Below are 18,589 nucleotides of genomic sequence, written 5' to 3'. Positions count from 1 at the left end.
ATATTAGTAATAAAAGAAATCCAATAGCATTGGATTTTTTTATTGCATAAGAAAGTATTTTTTATGAGGTGATAGTATGGAATATATTACAGATATATCAATTAATGAAGCCGTTGTCCATATATTAGATAACAATGCTGATGAAGTAGTTTTAAATCAATTCACATTGAAATTAGATGAAGAGTTATATTTTTATTTAGAAAAGCATATTAAAAAAGCACTTAGAGATGAAGAATTAAAATATGCATTTTTTAATGGAGAGAGAAATTTAGTTAAAGAGATATCACAAGAATATTTGAATGGAGCAGCTGATTTTCTTGAAACATCAAAGGAATTAGCTAGGCAACTTTTTGTTTTAATGAGGTCAAAAGGTAATATACCATCTTGTGATTTAGTTGTGGTTTCTTTCAGTACAGAATTTGGTCCTATGTTAGGCGTTTTGAAGATGGATTATATTAAGAATTATATTCATGCTATTGATTTTTTAGAGGATAGAATAGGAATTAATATTGTTCCTCAATATACGGGTCTTCCTTCAAATTCTCAGAGAATTCAAAAATGTGCATTTATAAAAAAAATTCAAGAAGATAACGAATATGATTTACTTCTTCTTGATAAGAAGGCTAAAACTGATAAAAATGAAGAGTATGGAGCAAATTATTTTGTTATGAATTATCTGGGTTCTTATGTAGTTGACAATGATAGAGATATTACTAAGCTTTTTGTAAAAGCAGCAGAAAAATGGACTAGGGAAACTTATAAGGAAAATGCCGTTAAGCAAGAAATAATGAGGACTGGTTTAAAGAAACAATTAAAAGAAGTAGAAGAAGTTGATATAGAAAAGGTATCAGAAGAAATATTAGGAGATAATAAAGAAGAAAAAGAGAAATTTATAAAATATATTAAAGAACAAGGTGTTGATGAAAAAATACAAATTGATAAAAACTGGTTAGAAAAAAAATTCAAAAGAGTAAGATTAAAAGTAGATAAAGATGTCGATATTTATCTTGATGAGGAAACCTATCATGATAATAGTAGGTTTGTAATACAAAGAAATGGTGATGGAACTATAAATATGACTATTAGAGGAATAAGTAATTATTTAGAAAAATAAAAGCTGTTGGATGATTTCCAACAGCTTTTCACTTTAAATTCAATTTTTTTTGTATGTAGGATTATAGCTTATTAGCAGATCCTAATACATTATCAATTTTACCTTCTACTAAAGTTTTAACTGAATCTCTAGCAGGTCCTAAGTATTTTCTTGGGTCAAATTCTGCTGGTTTCTCGCCAAATACTTTTCTTATAGCAGCAGTCATAGCTAATCTAATGTCAGTATCCATATTTATCTTACATACTGCCATTTCAGTAGCTTTTTTTAGCATTTCAACAGGAACACCTTTTGCTTTTGTTGGGATTTTTCCACCGAATTCATTGCAAGTTGCAACTGATACAGGATCAACAGCAGACGCGCCATGAAGAACTATTGGAAATCCAGGTAGTTTTGCTTGTATTTCTTCTAAAATATCAAATCTTAATTTTGCTTCACCCTCAAATTTAAAAGCACCATGACTAGTTCCAATAGCTATAGCTAATGAATCTACACCAGTTCTGTTAACAAAATCCACAGCTTGCTCTGGATCTGTGTAAACATGAACATCAGAAGATACTTCATCTTCAACACCAGCTAAAACTCCAAGTTCTGCTTCAACAACAACTCCACGAGAATGTGCATATTCAACAACTTCTTTAGTTTTAGAAACATTTTCTTCATAGTCAAAGTGAGAACCATCAAACATTACAGATGTAAAGCCGGCATCTATAGCAACTTTGACAGTTTCTAAATCAGGACCGTGGTCTAAGTGAAGTGCAATATCAATACCAGATTCATCTGCTGCAGTTTGAACCATAGCCTTTAGGTAGTTAGGGCCAGCATAATTCATAGCGCCTTTTGAAACTTGAACAATAACAGGTGATTGTTTAGCTTTTGCAGCGCTAATTATAGCTTGTAATATTTCCATATTGTTAATGTTAAAAGCTCCAATTGCATATTTACCTTCATATGCTTTTTTGAACATTTCAGTTGTAGTAACTAATGCCATTTTAAATTCCACCTTCCAATTTTTAGTTGGTTACAAAATGTCCCAGTGGGACATGTAATATAATTATATTATAATATAAATCTTTCAGTATTACCACATTTTAATTATAATTTATACTGTAAAAATAATCAAAAAATATTTTTTATATTTACAAATTGTACTTCTTGAATATGTTGCAAATCATTTATTATAGAATTTACATAGAAATTTGCTTTATTAATATCTTTTTCTTTAGAATAGTAATCTAAATCATTAATCAAAGAAAGTATTTCATCAACATATTCGTTGCTTGATATTATTGATATATAGTCAGCTTCATAATTGAAGTTATTTTGTATTTCGTTTATTTGAAATTGCGCATTGTCCCAGGCTGCTTCTTCTACTAGAATAGATACCTTATTCAGCTTACTAATATAAGTATCTATTTTTTTGTGTTGTATTTCTTTAGTAATTATAATTGAACATACTAACGTAGTGAAAATAAGAATTGAAATAATTATATTTTTCATTTTACCTCCTAATATAAAAAAACTTAAAACAATATTGAGAATACTTAATTATCTTTTTTCGTTTGGTAGAAAAAATTATTTTTAGAATCTAATAGGGCAAAAAAAATGGATTTTACGTCAGTAATATTGTTCTTTGATAAAATGGAGTCTAACCATTGTTTATCTTTTTTTATTAACTTTAGATTTTGATAGTTAATTTTTCCATCTAGTATTAATGTAATAGGTAAATTTTCTTGAAGAGATTGTATGTTTAGATCGCATTTAGAAACAGGAGTGAGTTTTGTCTTGGGAATAATTGATAACTGTCCATTTGTTTCTAATATTGCAAATTCTACATCACTAATATTATAAAAGCCTTTTAATCTAAGTTCTTCAATAAGGTCATTAAATGTTAATCTTTGATTTTTGAGTTCACTTATATCTAGTTTCCCATGCATTATTAAAATGCTGGGGTTTCCACATATAATTGATCTTGATTTTTCGCTTTTTAGTTCAATAAAAGTTATTATTGTTTGCAGGAATAATAAAGTGATTATTGGAATTATCCCATATATTAATGGTATCTTTAAGTCTTGCATTGGTAAAGATGCTAAGTCGGATATCATAACTGCAATTGCAAGTTCAAAGGGTTGAAGTTGACCTATTTGTCTTTTACCCATGAGTCTCATGGTAATAACAACAATAGTATATAGTATTATTGATCTAATCATAACTGTTAACATTACAACACACCTTTATTTTTTATTTTAAATAATAATTTGCAATGTGAAATTTACAATTTGCAATTATAGAATATTTTACTACGCAAAATGTTTAAACTAATTGAATTAAAGATTCTAGGCATAAGACGGTAATTAAGTACGTATAATACTAATATTTTTTCTATTTATTGAAAAAATATTAGTATTATTATAAAAAAAATATATGACAAAAAACTCTTTTATCTCGTATAATGATAATAGCGAAGAGAATGAAATTGTTTTTTTGATAATTTCTGGATAATAATTCATAAATGGAGGATACAAGAGATGTATAAAGTGCGAGTAAACAATAGTGAACTAATTGAAATTAATAGAGAGAAAAAGATTTATGATATTGTAAAAGAGGAGATAGAAAAGAAAAATATTCCTGTGACACTGGTTAAGTTAAATGGTAAATTAGCTGAAATGACTCATGATATTAATGAAGATTGCAATATAGAACTTATAGATATAAGAGATAGAATTGCAATGCAAGCATATGTAAGGACACTTCAGTTTATATTAATAAAAGCTGCAAATAATATTTTTAATAAAGCAAAAGTGACTATAGAGCACTCATTAAGCAAGGGATTATATTGTGAAATATCCAAGGAATCCAATTTAATTAAAGAAGAAATAGTGTTAATTAAAGAAGAAATGGGAAAAATAATAGAAAAGAATATCAATATTAATAAAGTCAAAGTAAAAAAAGAGAGAGCAGTAGAAATTTTTTCAAGTTATGCAATGGATGATAAGTTAAGCCTATTAAGGCATGTTGATTCAAATGAAGTGAATCTATACGAATTAGAAGGAAGATATGATTATTTTTATGGCCCAATGGCACCATCTACAGGTATAATAAAATGCTTTGATTTGAAATTTTATGCATCAGGATTTATTTTAAGATACCCTACAAGTGATGAACCAGAAAAACTTCCTGAATTTGAAGAGCATAAAAAGTTAGCGTCGATCTTTAGAGAAACAGAAAGATGGGGAAATATATTGAACCTTTCCTATGTAGGTGCTTTAAATGATAGGATAGAGAGTAATGATAATATGAAAATGATTTTGACAGCAGAAGCTTTGCATGAAAAAAAGATAGCCAATATTGCAGATATGATATCAGACAAGGAAAAAATTAAAATTGTTTTAATAGCGGGACCATCATCTTCAGGTAAAACTACTTTTACTAAAAGGTTAGCTATTCAGCTAATGGTGAATGGGCTTGTTCCTATTCAAATTTCGTTAGATGACTATTTTGTGGAAAGAGAAAAAACGCCAAAAGACGAAGATGGTAATTATGATTTTGAATCAATTTACGCTCTTGATATTGAATTGTTTAATAAGCAACTTACCCAATTAATGAATGGAGAAAATGTAATTTTACCTAAATTTAATTTTTTAAATGGTAGCAGAGAATGGCAAGAAGATTATATTTTTTTACCAGAAAATGGCGTTATTCTAATTGAAGGGATTCATGGGTTAAATGAAATGCTTACTTCATCAATAGATAAGGAAAATAAATTTAAAATATATATAAGTGCTCTTACTCAATTAAATCTTGATAACCATAATAGAATAGCTACTACAGATGTAAGAAGGATTAGGAGAATAGTTAGAGATTATCTGTCAAGAGGATATAGTGCAGAGGATACACTGAAGATGTGGCCATCAATTAAAAAAGGGGAAGAAAAAAATATATTTCCATATCAAGAAGAAGCAGATGTAATGTTCAATTCTACTTTAGTATATGAATTATGTGTACTTAAAAAATATGCTGAACCTGAATTAGAGAAGATAGATAAGGATAGCGCTGTTTATTATGAAGCAAAAAGATTGGTAAGTTTTCTGCATTTCTTTAAAGACATAGATGCCGATTTGGTGCCTAGAAATTCTATATTGAAGGAATTTTTTGGCGGAAGTGTATTTTATGAATACTAGGAGAGCAATGCACAATTCGTAATGCACAATTCGTAATGCACAATGCACAATGCACAATGCACAATGCACAGAGAATCATCCATAATTGCAAATTGCAAATTGCAAATTGAAAATTATTATTTGAACTAAACCAAATTATTCAAACAATAGTTTAAAGATCCACAATACTTAAAAGATAGCTAATTAAAAAAAGGAGAAACATATGAGTAGTTATAGTGCTTTTGATATATTAGGCCCTATTATGATAGGACCATCAAGTTCGCATACAGCTGGGGCGGCAAGGCTTGCAAAAATTGCTAGAGCAATAGCAGGAGAAGAAATAGAAAAGGTAAGATTTGTTCTTCATGGTTCTTTTGCAAAAACGTATAAAGGACATGGTACTGATAAAGCTCTAGTAGCAGGAATTTTAGGAATGGCTCCTTGGGATGAGAGTTTGAGAAATTCTTTTGATATAGCAAAAGAGAAAATGTTAGATTTTGATTTTGAAGAAGAAGATATGGGAGACGTTCATCCTAATACTGTTAAATTCATAATAAATAAAAAAAATGGAACACGAAATATAATTGTAGGCTCCTCCATAGGAGGAGGGAATGTTGAAATAATTGAGATTGATGGATTAAGTGTAAGTTTCAGAGGGGATTATCCAACTTTAATTATTAATCATATAGATACTCCTGGAATGATAGCCAAAGTAACTAAAGAATTGTATGATGCAAATATTAATATAGCTTTCCTAAAAGTTTATAGAACTGGAAAGGGTTCAAATGCATTTATGGTAATTGAAACTGATTCTATAGTTTCTAAAGAAATTCTTGATGACATAAGTTCAGTTGGCAAAATTAAAAGTATAAAATCTATTAATCCAGTTAGAGAGGTAAATTAAATGGCTTTTGTAAATAGTGGGAAAGAATTGCTCCAGATTTGTGAAGAACAAAACATTAAAATTTGGGAATATACATTGAGTATTGAGATAGAAGAAGCAGGGTTGGATAAAGAACAAATAATTGAAAAAATGAAAAAAAATCTAGAAGTTATGAAAAAATCAGCAGACAAAGGAAGATTCAATAACGTAAAATCAATTAGTGGATTAATTGGTGGAGATGCATACAAAATAAATGAAGATATCAATAATAGAGAAACTTTATGTGGAGAGTTTATGATTACTGCTATGGCTAGAGCATTATCTTGCTCTGAAGTTAATGCATCTATGGGGAAAATTGTTGCGGCTCCTACGGCAGGTTCTTGCGGAATTATTCCAGCTACAATAATCACAGCAGGAGAGAAATTAGGCAAGACTGACAAAGAATTAGTTGAAGCTTTATTTACAGCCTCAGGAGTAGGCATGCTTATAGCAAAAAATGCGACAGTATCAGGTGCAGAAGGTGGCTGTCAAGCAGAGTGTGGTTCTGCAGCAGCAATGGCATCAGCAGCCGTTGTAGAAATGATGGGTGGTTCTCCAAATGAAGCGTTAAATGCTGCTTCTATAGTAATAAAAAATGTTTTAGGATTAGTTTGTGATCCTATTGCAGGTTTAGTTGAAGTACCTTGTGCTAAAAGAAATGTAGCGGGTACAGTTAACGCTCTTACTACTGCTGATTTAGTTATGTGTGGAGTAAAAAGTAAGATTCCTTTTGATGATTGTGTAGAAGCAATGTATAGAGTAGGTAGAATGTTACCTTATGAGTTAAGAGAAACAGCTTTAGGTGGTTTAGCTACAACAAAAACTGGTAAAAAACTATGTGAGTTAGTAACTAAATAGTAGATGATAAAAATATGCCTGCAAATAGATTTGAAAACCAAATTTACTGCAGGTTTTATTTATTAATATAAACAAAATAAGCAATAAAGGAAATACAATAAAAGTATGAATAGAAAAGAGCTAATTAATATAATGAAAAGTAACTATTTAGAGTACAATCCATAATATAAATATGAGCAACACTTTCTGAGGAGAAAAAATGAGAAGGCGAATTATATTTATATTAGGTATAATAGGTGTCTTGATAGGAAATTTTAAAATGCCTATTATTAATATAGTGATTTTTAGTGTATTAATAATACCAATTGCTATTATTTTGGGTAATAATACCACTGAATTATCTTTTTATATAGGAGAAAAAAGAAGTGGTTTGATTTCTGCAACGATGGGTAATATACCGGAAATAATGATGGGATTTTGGTCAGTTAAGCTTGGGATGATTTCTTTTGTGAAAGCATCAATGATTGGATCAATAATAAGTAATATGTTGCTGGTATTAGGTATTTCTGTTTTCATGGGAGGGTTAAAGTATAAGGAACAAAGTTTTAACAAAAATATAGCAAGAACAAATTTTAATATGCTTATATTAGCTTTTTCTACAATAATAGTTATGGCTACACTTGATAGTTATAGCAAAATAAACTCTAGTGAATTTGAATCATTAAGTATAATTGTTTCGATAATATTGATAATTATTTATTGCTTAGGTCTTATATTTTCTCTATATACTCATAATAATCTTTTTGTTATTGAAGGAGAAATTAAGAGTGAAAGTAGTAGAACTATAAAAAATAAATCTATGATAATTATTGATATTGTAGCATGTACTGTTTTATTATATTTTATAAGTGAGAGGTTAATAGTAAATTTAAATAGCGTTATTAAAATTTATGGATTATCTGAAGAATTTATCGGGATTTTATTGGTGCCTATTTTAGGTAATGCTGGAGAAAATGTATCAGCAATAATGTGTGCAATAAAAAATAAAATTAATATGAGTTTAGAAATTGCAATAGGTTCATCTATGCAAATTGCATTATTTGCAATTCCCTTACTAGTTATTTTTTCAGGTATTTATTCTTTGGGTATGAATTTATGCTTTTCGATTTTTCATATAATTATGATTATAATTGCTTTAGCGACGTCCTTTTTTGTTTTTCAAGATGGTAAAACATATTGGTTTGAAGGTGCTATATTACTAGCTTTATATTTGACAATAATAATGGCTTATTATTATTTGGTATGATTTTCATAGAGGCTTAATATAATATAAGTAATAGTAATGCTAAGGGTGATAGAGTGGCTAATAGAAGAGTTGTTGAAACATATTATGGTGATATAAATAATTTAACTAATGTTCTAACTCAATTAGTAAATTCTTATAGATTGTTAATTGGTGGAGCAGATGATTTGAATAGAATTGCACTTTCTAGTAAATCAGATGTAAAAGACGCTTTGAAAAGAGCAGATAAACTGGGTGATATAATTGATAAATTAATAGATACACTTGATGAAACATCATATCAATATTGTTCTTATTGTAAAATTAAAACGGCAATCATAAAAGAAAAGGTAGAAGTAGGATTTATAGCAACTGAAATTGAACAGGAAATTTATTTTAAGGAATAAAAAAGATGAAATAATTAATAGGAACACCTCTTCTTGGATAAACTAAAATTGGAGGTGTTGTGAATGCAAGTAAAAGATGTTATGACGAAAAATGTTTCCACAATAAATCCTGACGATACTGTGGAAAATGCAGCTGCATTGATGAAAGAATATGATGTGGGTTCTATTCCCGTTTGTCGAGGAGAACAAGTAGTAGGAATTATTACAGATAGAGATGTAGCTTTAAGATCAGCGGCCAATGGCGAAAATGCTTCAAACCAAGTAGTGAAGGATATTATGTCTTCAAATCCAGCAACAGGTGATCCAACAATGGATACTAATGATGCTGCAAGAATTATGAGTGAAAGACAAGTAAGGAGACTTCCGATAGTGGAAAATGGAAATCTTGTTGGAATTATTTCATTAGGAGATTTAGCAGTGGAACCGAATATAACTTCTGAAGCTGGAGATGCACTTAAAGATATTTCAGAACCATGTACTCCTTCAATGCAATAAATTATTAAAAAAATATGAAAATAATTAAATTATTATTAAATCTCGCCAAAAACTACTTGGCGAGATTTTCTTGTTTCTAAAATTGATGTAAAATAACACTAAGAAATGGGTAGAATATTAAAGACAATGAATAATTACAATGCACAATGCACAATGCACAATGCACAATGCACAATGCACAATTTAAAAGAAAAAGAAAAAGAAAAAGAAAAAGAAAAAAGATAAAAAAATAAAAAAGATAAAAAAATAAAATAAAAATAAAATACATAAAATACATGAAACAAAATACATGAAACATAAACCCAAAATATAAACTCAAAATATAAATCAAAAATATAAGTTAAAAATACAAATCAAAAAATAGAACATTCAACATAAAGAATAGTAAATAAACATAATTTATAGCACATGAGGTAGAATATACAATTGACCATATTTAGTTTATAATGGATAAGATGTTGAATGTAATTTTGTAGTAAACAAGGGGGATGAGTAGATGAGAAAAGTAAAATTTATATATAATCCTTATTCGGGTGAGAATACAATAATATATGATTTAGACAAAGTAATAAAAACACATCAAAAATACAATTATGAAGTTGTTCCTTTTAGATTTTATGATGAAGCTAAATTAAGTGATGGATTTGAAGACATAGAAGAAAATTACGAATACATCTTAGTGGCTGGAGGAGATGGTACTGTTGATATTATAGTTAATTATATTAAGAATAATAATATTGATTTACCTCTAGGAATTTTACCAACAGGTACTGCAAATGATTTTGCTAAATTTATAGGAATACCAAGTAATGTTGAAAAGGCTTGTGAACAAATTATAAATTCAGAAGTAAAAGGCCTCGATTTAGGCAAAATTAATGAGAGGTATTTTATAAATGTCGCAAGTACAGGGTTGTTTACTGATGTATCACAAAAAACAGATGTGAATTTAAAGAACACTATAGGAAAATTAGCTTATTATGTTAAGGGAATAGAGCAGTTGCCAAACTTTCGCAAATTGAAGATTAGGGTTGAATCAGAAGAAAAGATTTTTGATGGAGATATGTATTTGATGCTTGTTTTTAATGGAGCTACAGCGGGAAATTTTAAATTTGCATATAACGCAAACTTAATGGATGGATTGCTAGATGTAATTATTTTCAAAGCTAATCAAATAGCTAATATAGTGCCATTGTTAATTAAATTATTAAGAGGTGAGTACTTAGATTTTGATAAAAGTATAGTTTATTTTAAAACTTCTAAACTTAGGATAATATGCGATGAAAATATTGCAACTGATATTGATGGAGAAAAGGGACCGGATTTTCCTTTAGATATAGAATGTATAAAAGGTGACTTAAAAGTCAGAGGAATTATAAATTTCTAAGAAATTAAAAAATCATGAATAATATCAATATAAAATAAATATTTATTAAGTATAGCAATTTATCAAGGAAGGAATTATGGTTTATATTTATTTGGTGTTGATTTTTTTAGCTCTAATACTTATTTATATGGGAGTTGAAGATTGCAATAAGTTTGCCCCTTTAAAAATTAAATTTTTGTGCAATATAGTATACTTAGGTTTGCTTATTAGATTTATTATATTATTTATGTTTACTATTTGGAACAACATAATATATGTATATTATGTTAGTCCTGCTTATTTTTTGAATTATTTAGTGATTCCAATTGCTGCTTTGATATCATATTATGTGTTAATTAGAAGTAATAAAGCTAAGTTTGTTTTGATTATAAGTTTGAGTGCTTTTATTTGTATTCAGTACATAATAAGCAATATAATTTTTGATGCCAAATTATATACAAATAGCTCTTTTGGGTATTGGTTTTCACTAATGCATATTAACATTTTAAATGCAGTATATGTAGTAACTTTTTTTCTTGTTTTAATAGCAACATTGATGAATTATAAGAAAATAAAAGATAGTTACGGTAAAAAAATGTTACTTTTTTCATCAATATTTTCTATTGTTGAAGGATTCATATTTATAATGAAGATAAATTTTTTCCCGGTGTTAGTAATAAATGATATATGCTGGATGTTAACATTGAATTATTGCATAAAAAAGTTAAAGAGATAAAACAAATATCTCTTTAGCTTTTTATTTGGCTCTATTTTAGATATTGTTGATATTTATTTAGATTTTCCTTTTTTATTCTTTGCATTGCTTTTTTGATTATTTTGATTAAAAGTGTTATTTGAAGTTAAATCATTCTTAATTTTTTTATTTTTATGTTTCTTGGAATAAGACTGTTTTTTTGGCGCATAAGGTTTGATTAAACAGTGTTTATCATAGCCTATTAAATCTTCTCTATTAGCTTTAATTAAAGCTTTTTTTACTATTTTATGATTTTCAGGTAAATCAAATTGAAGTAAGGCTCTTTGCATCTTTTTTTCTTCTTCAGTGTCTGGAATATAAACTTTTTCGCCTGTTAATGGGTTGATACCTGTATAAAACATAGTTGTAGAAAGACTACCAGGGGTAGGGTAAAAATCTGAAACTTGTTCAGGCGTATAGTTCATTTTTTTTATATAGAGTGCTAATTCAATAGCTATATTCAAATCACTACCTGGGTGACTGGATATCAAATATGGAACTAAGTATTGTTTTAATCCTTTATTTTTATTGATTACTTCATATTTTTGTTTAAAGTTTTCATAAACAGAATGGTTAGGTTTACCCATAAGAGTTAATACTTTATTGTTAATATGTTCAGGTGCCACTTTTAATTGGCCACTTATGTGGTGCTCGCATAGTTCTTTGAAAAAACTATCATCCTTATCATACATTAAGTAATCGAATCGTACTCCGGATCTTACAAAAACTTTTTTTATATTTGGAAGTACGCGAACTTTTCTTAAAATATTTAAATATTCAGTGTGGTCTACTTTTAAATTTTTACATGGTTTAGGTGATACGCATTGTTTATGTGAGCAAGTTCCTTTTTCGTTTTGTAAATCGCAGGATTTATTTCTAAAATTGGCAGTTGGACCGCCAATATCATGTATATAACCTTTAAAATCATCTAAAGTTGTAAGTATTTGAGCTTCTTCAACTATGGATTCTTCAGAACGTTTTTGGATTATTCTTCCTTGATGAAAATTTAGTGCACAAAATGAACATCCACCAAAACAACCTCTATGACTGGTTATAGAAAATTTAACTTCATTTAAAGCAGCGATACCACCATCTTTTTCATAAATAGGATGACTTTCTCTTACATAAGGAAGGTTATATATATTATCCATTTCGGATGGTGTTAATGGTGTTTGGGGTATATTTTGAACTATATAATCATTACCATGTTTTTGAACTAACGCTTTACCACGAATAGGGTCTTGTTCGTAATACTCAAGTTTATAACTTTCAGCATATTTCATTTTGTCTTCAGAGCAAGATTCGAATGAGGGAACTTCTATAAAATTTTGCACATCATCTAAATTTTTAGTTCTGAGAACTGTTCCTTTTACATCCGTTAAATTATTTATACTTTTACCATATTTCATTAGATTAGCTATTTGTATTATTGGTTTTTCTCCCATACCAAAAACTAAGAGGTCAGCTTTAGAATCCATAAGAATGCTTCTTCTTACTTTATTTGACCAATAATCGTAATGCGCAAATCTTCTAAGACTAGCTTCAATTCCACCAATGATTATAGGTACATCTTTATATGCTTCTCTTGCTTTATTTGAATATACTATTGTAGCTCTATCAGGTCTAGAACCTATTTTCTCACCAGGAGTGTATAAATCTTTTCTTCTTCTTTTCTTAGTTGAAGTATAGTGATTAACCATAGAATCCATATTTCCAGCTGAAATTAGAAATGCATATTTAGGTTTGCCAAGTTTTTTGAATTCGTTAACATCATTCCAATTAGGCTGGGGTATTATTCCTACATTAAAGCCTTCAGATTGTAGCACTCTACCAATTAGTGCAGCACTAAAAGAGGGATGGTCTACATAGGCATCTCCCCAAATTAAAATAAAATCTAATTCATCTATATTTTGATTTTTCATATCATTCTTAGAAATAGGTAAAAAATCAGTTGCTTTATTCATTTTATTATCCTCCATATCTATAAAATTTCCAGCTAAACTACTTACTTATAAGGAAATTCTAAAGTAAATATAATATTAACATATAAGAATATAAATATGAAGTGAAATTTATATTGTAGAATATTTTTAGTCATAAGATGTGAGCAACTATCATATAATGAAATTGGGCGAATTTTTATGCGCAAAATTATTGAATTTATTTTTAAAAGAATTTATAATTAGATTAAAATAGGATAAGTGAGGTGAACTTTCAATAATGGACGCTGGGCCTTGTAGTACGAAAAATATAATAAAATTTAATAATGAGCAGTGGGATATTTATATGTTTTAGGAATAGAATTAAAAGTTGAGCATTAACTAACATAATTTTGAACTTTTAACTCTATACATATGGATATTCCACTATAAAGGAGGAATATCCATGAAAAGATTAAATAGCTTTTATTTGAGCGAAATTTTGAATAAGAAGATTATTGATGAGTATGGAGACTGTATAGGAAAGCTTACTGACGTTTATGCAATTACAACAAACGGATATCCCAAGGCAATAGGGTATAAAGTTAAAAAAGATGGTGAGGTCTATAACTATGAATTTAGAAATATTGATTTTGTCGAAAATGGAAATAAGATTGAAATTCAAGTTAGATTAGTTAAGGATATAATTCCAAGAGAATATACTTTTTTGTTATGGAGAAATTTGATGAATAAGCAAATTATTGATGTTAATGGCAAAAAGGTAGTTCGTGTAAATGATCTTAGAATAGCAGTTATTAATGGCGAAATTAAAGTTTTAGCTGTTGAAACTGGCCTATTAGCTTTGAGTAGAAGATACAAGTTATCTTTTATTGTTCAAAGAATTTTTAAGATTATAAAGAAAGATTATAAAGATACTGTAGTTATGTGGGATGATGTTGAATCATTAGAGATTATTCATGATGGGCTTAAGGTTTCAGTTCCATACAAAAAGATTGCAAGATTACATCCGGCAGATATAGCTGATATTATAGAAGAGGTTGATCTTAAATATAGAAATAAAATATTTGAAAGCTTAGATAAATCTATTGCAGCTGATACTTTGGAAGAAATAGAACCGGAAGTTCAGGCAGGTTTACTTGAATCATTAGACCATGCTAGAATAAAAGAATTGTTAGTTGATATGCCTAATGATGAAATTGCTGATATTCTTGAAGAAGTAGATGAAAAGACTGCTGAGAAAGTTTTGCTAAATCTAGAACATGATGACGAAGAAATTGTAAGGGGCTTAATGAAATATAAAGAGCAAACCTGTGGTAGTGTTATGACTACAGACCATATGGCATTTAATTTAAATATTGAAGTAGGTGAAATTATTGACCTACTAAGAGAAGTTAAACCTGACGAAAGAGTTTTGCACTATATTTATATAATTGATGAATTTAAGAAAACAATAGGAATGGTATCTATAAGAGATTTAGTTTTAGCGGATCCTAGTTCGAAAATTAAGGAAATAATGGAAGATGATGTAATAAGTGTAATTGATAATGAAAACATAAATTCTGCAGTAAAGAAATTTATAAAATATGATTTAGTTGCAATACCTGTAATTAATTTAAATGAAGAACTTCAAGGTGTTGTACTGATCAACGATGTTATGGATGAGATTTTTAAAGAAGGATGGACTAAACTTTTAAAAAAAGCAGTATAAATATAAAACTAAATTAAAGATAAAAAACTCGCAAATTAATAATTTGTGAGTTTTTTTGTGTTATTTTAAAAAAAATTGCACAAAATAGAACTAAATAAGAATTTTGTTTAGATTGACGTTAATAACTATGAAATTGTTTCAATAGTAGTGAGTAAGGATTATTAGATTAATTAGCAATTAGCAATTAGCAATTAGCAATTAGCAATTAGCAATTAGCAATTAAGGATGATTTTGCTACGCAAAATCTTTAATTATCAAATTAATTAGAGATTTTCTGACTGAAGAGAAGAAAATCAACATTAATTGCACATTGAACATTGCAAATTTAATTTGGAGGGTACATATGATGAAGATAAAAGATTTTTATAAAAGGATATGGATATTGACTTTGGCGCTTATATTTTCATTTGCAATGACAACTATATATTTAAAACCATATCATATGGCTTTAGAAGCTGTTGTATATAAATATGGGTCAAAAGATGAAGTTGTTTCTCAAATTCAAACAAAATTGAAGAACTGGGGATATTATAGTTATGGAGTAGATGGTATATATGGATACCAAACATATACATCTGTGAAATATTTTCAGAGAAAAAATGGATTGAGTGTTGATGGAGTGGCAGGCGCCCAAACGTTAGCTGCCTTAGGCATTAATGTAGCTTCAGAAGGAAACGGAGGTTCAACAGGTAATTCATCATCTAATGACCAAAATTTAATGTTACTTGCAAGAATTATAAATGGTGAGGCAAGAGGAGAGCCGTATGAAGGTCAAGTTGCTGTTGGAGCTTGTGTTTTAAATAGAGTTTCAGATTCAAGATTCCCTTCAACCATAGCAGGTGTTATATATCAACCAGGAGCTTTCACAGCTGTAGCAGATGGCCAAATTAATGCGGCATTAAAAGATACGTCAGTGAGGGCAGCACAAGATGCTTTAAATGGTTGGGATCCATCAGGTGGAGCAGTCTATTATTTCAATCCAGCAACAGCAACAAGTAAATGGATTTGGTCAAGACCACTTATTAAAGTAATTGGAAAACATAGATTTTGTAGATAGTGTTTTTTAAAAAGAAGAGTGCTTTTTAAAAGAAGAGTGAAGTTTGCAGAGTGCAGAAACTGTGAACTGTGAACTATAAAATTGATTGTGCATTGTATTTGTATATTATGTAATTGCTATGCTATAATTTTAGTTGATAAATAATTAGTTCCCGTTAAAAATATTATAGATGGTGATATTAATGAAATTAAAAGAGAAGATTATTGACTATTGTAAGAATGTAGGATTAGATACTATAGGTTTTACTAAGTGTAGAGTTTTTGATGAGTTAGAAGATTATTATAGAGAAAAAGAGGATAAAGGTTATTTAAATGAATTTGAGGAAAAAGATATTGATAAAAAGATAAATCCGTTTTTGCAAATGAAAGAAGGAAAAACTATTATTTCTATAGCTTTTCCTTATTATTTTGGTGATTACAAAAAAAGTGAGTTGTATTTTTCTAAATATACTATGGGTAAGGATTATCATATAGTTTTAGGAGAGTATCTCCAAAGTGTATGTGAATTTATTATAAGTTTGGGTGGAAAAGCTATGTATTTTGTAGATTCAAATCCTTTGCCAGAAAGATATATAGCACAGCAAAGCGGTATAGGGTTTATTGGCAAGAATAGTATGCTTATTACAGAAAAATATGGATCTTATGTTTTTCTAGGTGAAATAATAACTGATTTGGAAATTGAAGAAGATAAGAAGGTGGATAGTAAATGTGGAGAATGCCAAAAGTGTATTTTAGCCTGTCCAACTAAAGCTATAAATAAAAATGTTAATAATCCTAATATATGTTTATCTTATATGACTCAAAAAAAAGAAATTGAAGAAGATTGGTTTGAAAAATTACAAGGAAGAATTTTTGGTTGTGATACATGCCAAGATGTTTGTCCGTATAATACTAAAATCCAATTTTCAAAATTAAATAATTTAAAGCCGTTAGATTATATGAGTAGAGTAAGAAGTGAAGAAATTTTGAACATGAATAATAAAGAATTTAAAGAAAAATATAAGATAACTTCCTGTGGATGGAGGGGTAAGAATATCCTTATAAGGAATGTGCTAATTAGTGAAATTACTAATAATTCTAAGGTGAAAATGGATTTGAAATTTAATTCTCCATATCTTGAGAAATATTATATTAGACTTTTAAAAAAAAGGGACTTATAATATAAATATATTATAAAGAAAGGTGGATGTATATGATTTCTCCATGGATGACGAAAATTGTTAATGTTCTCCCAGATAGATTTGTTAGTTATATGTCTAAGAAATTACTTAATAAGTACATAAATAAGTATGCTAATTTGGAAGTTGATAATGAGGAAGTATTAAAAAAAGATTTAGAAAAGCCTGTTATTTATATTTGCAATCATTTAAGTAATTCAGATGCTTTGATGATTAATAAGCTTTTAAGTAAATATGATGATGTTACTTATGTTGCTGGTGTTAAATTGGCAGATAATTCTTTGACAAAATTAGGACTTAATTTAGTTAAAACAACGCCAGTAAGACCTAATACAGCAGATAGAGAAGGTATTAAAAAGATAATTAATTTAATTAAGGGAGGAAATAGTCTTTGTATTTTCCCAGAAGGAACTAGAAGTAGAACAGGCTCTATGATTGAAGGTAAAAAAGGTATTACGCTTATAGCAAAAATGACAAAGGCGTCTATTATTCCACTTGGAATTACAGGAACAGAAAAATTATTGCCTATAAACAAAGAAGGAAGCATGGAAAAAGAGACTTTTCACTATTCAGATGTTAAAATAAATGTAGGAAATAAATATTTTTTACCTAAAATAAATGAAGGCGAATCTAAAAAAGAATATGAAGATAGATGCTTAGAAATTATTATGAATAGTATTGCTGATTTAATTCCTGAAGAATACAGAGGAGTTTATTCAAAACAGTAGGTGATTATTTGGAAAAAGAAAGAGTACATAAGATTGTTGAGTTGCTTCAAAAAACATATGATGGAGCTAAATGTGGACTAGAGTTTAAAAATTCATATCAATTGCTTATTTCTACAATCTTATCTGCACAATGCACAGATGAGAGAGTTAACATTATAACCGAAGAGTTATATAAAGATTATGGTAACGCTACAGATATGATTGAACTAAGTAGAGAAGAATTAGGTGAAAAGATTAGAAGTTGTGGTTTATATAAAAATAAAAGCAAGAATATTTTATTAACAACAAAAGAACTGCTCGATAAATATAACGGACAAGTACCGAATGATTTTGAAAAATTGATTAGTTTGCCGGGCGTAGGTAGAAAAACTGCTAATGTAGTTTTAGCGAATGCATTTGGAAAAGATGCTATAGCTGTAGATACGCATGTGTTTAGAGTAGCTAATAGGATAGGCCTTGCAAAAGGGAAAACCCCTTTACAAGTAGAAGAGAAGCTTATGGAAATCTTGCCTAAAGAAACTTGGAGCAATATGCACCATTATTTGATTTGGCATGGACGCAAAATTTGTAAAGCTAGGAAACCATTATGTGAGGATTGTCCTATAAATACTTATTGTGAGTTTTATAAGTATTAAATATTATATTTAAGCTATATTTTTTATTAAAAAAGCAATTGCATACATATTG

Annotated in this window: 17 protein-coding genes; 13 read left to right on the top strand and 4 right to left on the bottom strand. The window is 28.5% G+C overall.

The genetic code is table 11. From position 1 onward, the window contains the following. Positions 1-76 precede the first annotated feature (76 nt). Positions 77-1,114: a nucleoid-associated protein gene (locus tag ACVHXK_RS01775; RefSeq protein ID WP_461204631.1), complete on the top strand. Its 1,038-nt coding sequence runs from the start codon at positions 77-79 to the stop codon at positions 1,112-1,114. A 61-nt stretch (positions 1,115-1,175) separates the two neighbouring features. Here ACVHXK_RS01775 and fba read toward each other — a convergent pair whose 3' ends face one another. The 3 genes from fba to ACVHXK_RS01760 form a co-directional block, all read right to left on the bottom strand. After that, positions 1,176-2,102, bottom strand: a complete 927-nt coding sequence (fba, locus tag ACVHXK_RS01770) for a class II fructose-1,6-bisphosphate aldolase (protein WP_461204630.1) — start codon at positions 2,100-2,102, stop codon at positions 1,176-1,178. Positions 2,103-2,230: 128 nt separating this feature from the next. After that, positions 2,231-2,611, bottom strand: a complete 381-nt coding sequence (locus ACVHXK_RS01765) for a DUF4363 family protein (protein ID WP_461204629.1) — start codon at positions 2,609-2,611, stop codon at positions 2,231-2,233. 44 nt (positions 2,612-2,655) lie between these two features. Next, on the bottom strand, positions 2,656-3,333 hold the full coding sequence (locus ACVHXK_RS01760; RefSeq protein ID WP_461204628.1) for a DUF421 domain-containing protein: 678 nt from the start codon (positions 3,331-3,333) through the stop codon (positions 2,656-2,658). 306 nt (positions 3,334-3,639) lie between these two features. Between ACVHXK_RS01760 and ACVHXK_RS01755 the strand changes: the two genes are divergently transcribed. From ACVHXK_RS01755 to ACVHXK_RS01725, 7 genes are all read left to right on the top strand, one after another. After that, positions 3,640-5,292 carry a nucleoside kinase gene (locus tag ACVHXK_RS01755; protein WP_461204627.1) on the top strand — a complete coding sequence of 551 codons (1,653 nt, stop codon included), beginning with the start codon at positions 3,640-3,642 and terminating at the stop codon, positions 5,290-5,292. A gap of 202 nt (positions 5,293-5,494) precedes the next feature. Next, positions 5,495-6,175: an L-serine ammonia-lyase, iron-sulfur-dependent subunit beta gene (sdaAB, locus tag ACVHXK_RS01750; RefSeq protein ID WP_461204626.1), complete on the top strand. Its 681-nt coding sequence runs from the start codon at positions 5,495-5,497 to the stop codon at positions 6,173-6,175. Then, positions 6,176-7,051 (top strand): L-serine ammonia-lyase, iron-sulfur-dependent, subunit alpha, encoded by an 876-nt coding sequence (sdaAA, locus tag ACVHXK_RS01745; protein WP_461204625.1) that lies wholly within the window; start codon positions 6,176-6,178, stop codon positions 7,049-7,051. Between the two features lie 199 nt (positions 7,052-7,250). After that, positions 7,251-8,297 (top strand): calcium/proton exchanger, encoded by a 1,047-nt coding sequence (cax, locus tag ACVHXK_RS01740; RefSeq protein ID WP_461204624.1) that lies wholly within the window; start codon positions 7,251-7,253, stop codon positions 8,295-8,297. Between the two features lie 53 nt (positions 8,298-8,350). After that, the gene (locus tag ACVHXK_RS01735) at positions 8,351-8,680 is read left to right on the top strand and encodes a hypothetical protein (RefSeq protein ID WP_461204623.1); all 330 of its coding nucleotides are present in this window, start codon (positions 8,351-8,353) and stop codon (positions 8,678-8,680) included. 63 nt (positions 8,681-8,743) lie between these two features. After that, complete coding sequence (locus ACVHXK_RS01730) at positions 8,744-9,175, top strand: CBS domain-containing protein (protein WP_461204622.1); 432 nt, start codon at positions 8,744-8,746, stop codon at positions 9,173-9,175. A gap of 496 nt (positions 9,176-9,671) precedes the next feature. Next, positions 9,672-10,559 carry a YegS/Rv2252/BmrU family lipid kinase gene (locus ACVHXK_RS01725; RefSeq protein WP_461204621.1) on the top strand — a complete coding sequence of 296 codons (888 nt, stop codon included), beginning with the start codon at positions 9,672-9,674 and terminating at the stop codon, positions 10,557-10,559. A gap of 768 nt (positions 10,560-11,327) precedes the next feature. Here the strand turns inward: ACVHXK_RS01725 and ACVHXK_RS01720 are convergent. After that, a complete protein-coding gene (locus tag ACVHXK_RS01720) occupies positions 11,328-13,256 on the bottom strand; it encodes a YgiQ family radical SAM protein (protein WP_461204620.1) in 1,929 nt (642 codons plus the stop codon). 421 nt (positions 13,257-13,677) lie between these two features. Here ACVHXK_RS01720 and ACVHXK_RS01715 point away from each other — a divergent pair, with 421 nt between their 5' ends. The 5 genes from ACVHXK_RS01715 to nth all read left to right on the top strand — a co-directional run bounded on the left by ACVHXK_RS01715 (position 13,678) and on the right by nth (position 18,537). Beyond that, entirely contained in the window at positions 13,678-14,940 is a 1,263-nt protein-coding gene (locus tag ACVHXK_RS01715; RefSeq protein WP_461204619.1) for a magnesium transporter MgtE N-terminal domain-containing protein, read from the top strand. A gap of 346 nt (positions 14,941-15,286) precedes the next feature. Then, complete coding sequence (gene sleB / locus ACVHXK_RS01710; RefSeq protein WP_461204750.1) at positions 15,287-15,997, top strand: spore cortex-lytic enzyme; 711 nt, start codon at positions 15,287-15,289, stop codon at positions 15,995-15,997. A 181-nt stretch (positions 15,998-16,178) separates the two neighbouring features. Continuing rightward, positions 16,179-17,156 carry a tRNA epoxyqueuosine(34) reductase QueG gene (gene queG, locus ACVHXK_RS01705; RefSeq protein WP_461204618.1) on the top strand — a complete coding sequence of 326 codons (978 nt, stop codon included), beginning with the start codon at positions 16,179-16,181 and terminating at the stop codon, positions 17,154-17,156. 32 nt (positions 17,157-17,188) lie between these two features. Further along, entirely contained in the window at positions 17,189-17,902 is a 714-nt protein-coding gene (locus ACVHXK_RS01700; protein WP_461204617.1) for a lysophospholipid acyltransferase family protein, read from the top strand. 8 nt (positions 17,903-17,910) lie between these two features. Further along, the gene (nth, locus tag ACVHXK_RS01695; RefSeq protein ID WP_461204616.1) at positions 17,911-18,537 is read left to right on the top strand and encodes an endonuclease III; all 627 of its coding nucleotides are present in this window, start codon (positions 17,911-17,913) and stop codon (positions 18,535-18,537) included. Positions 18,538-18,589 lie beyond the last annotated feature (52 nt).

This window comes from Clostridium sp. DL1XJH146, assembly GCF_054819755.1.
The sequence above is the reverse complement of the archived record's forward strand: the minus strand, read 5'-3'. Positions and strand labels throughout refer to the sequence as shown.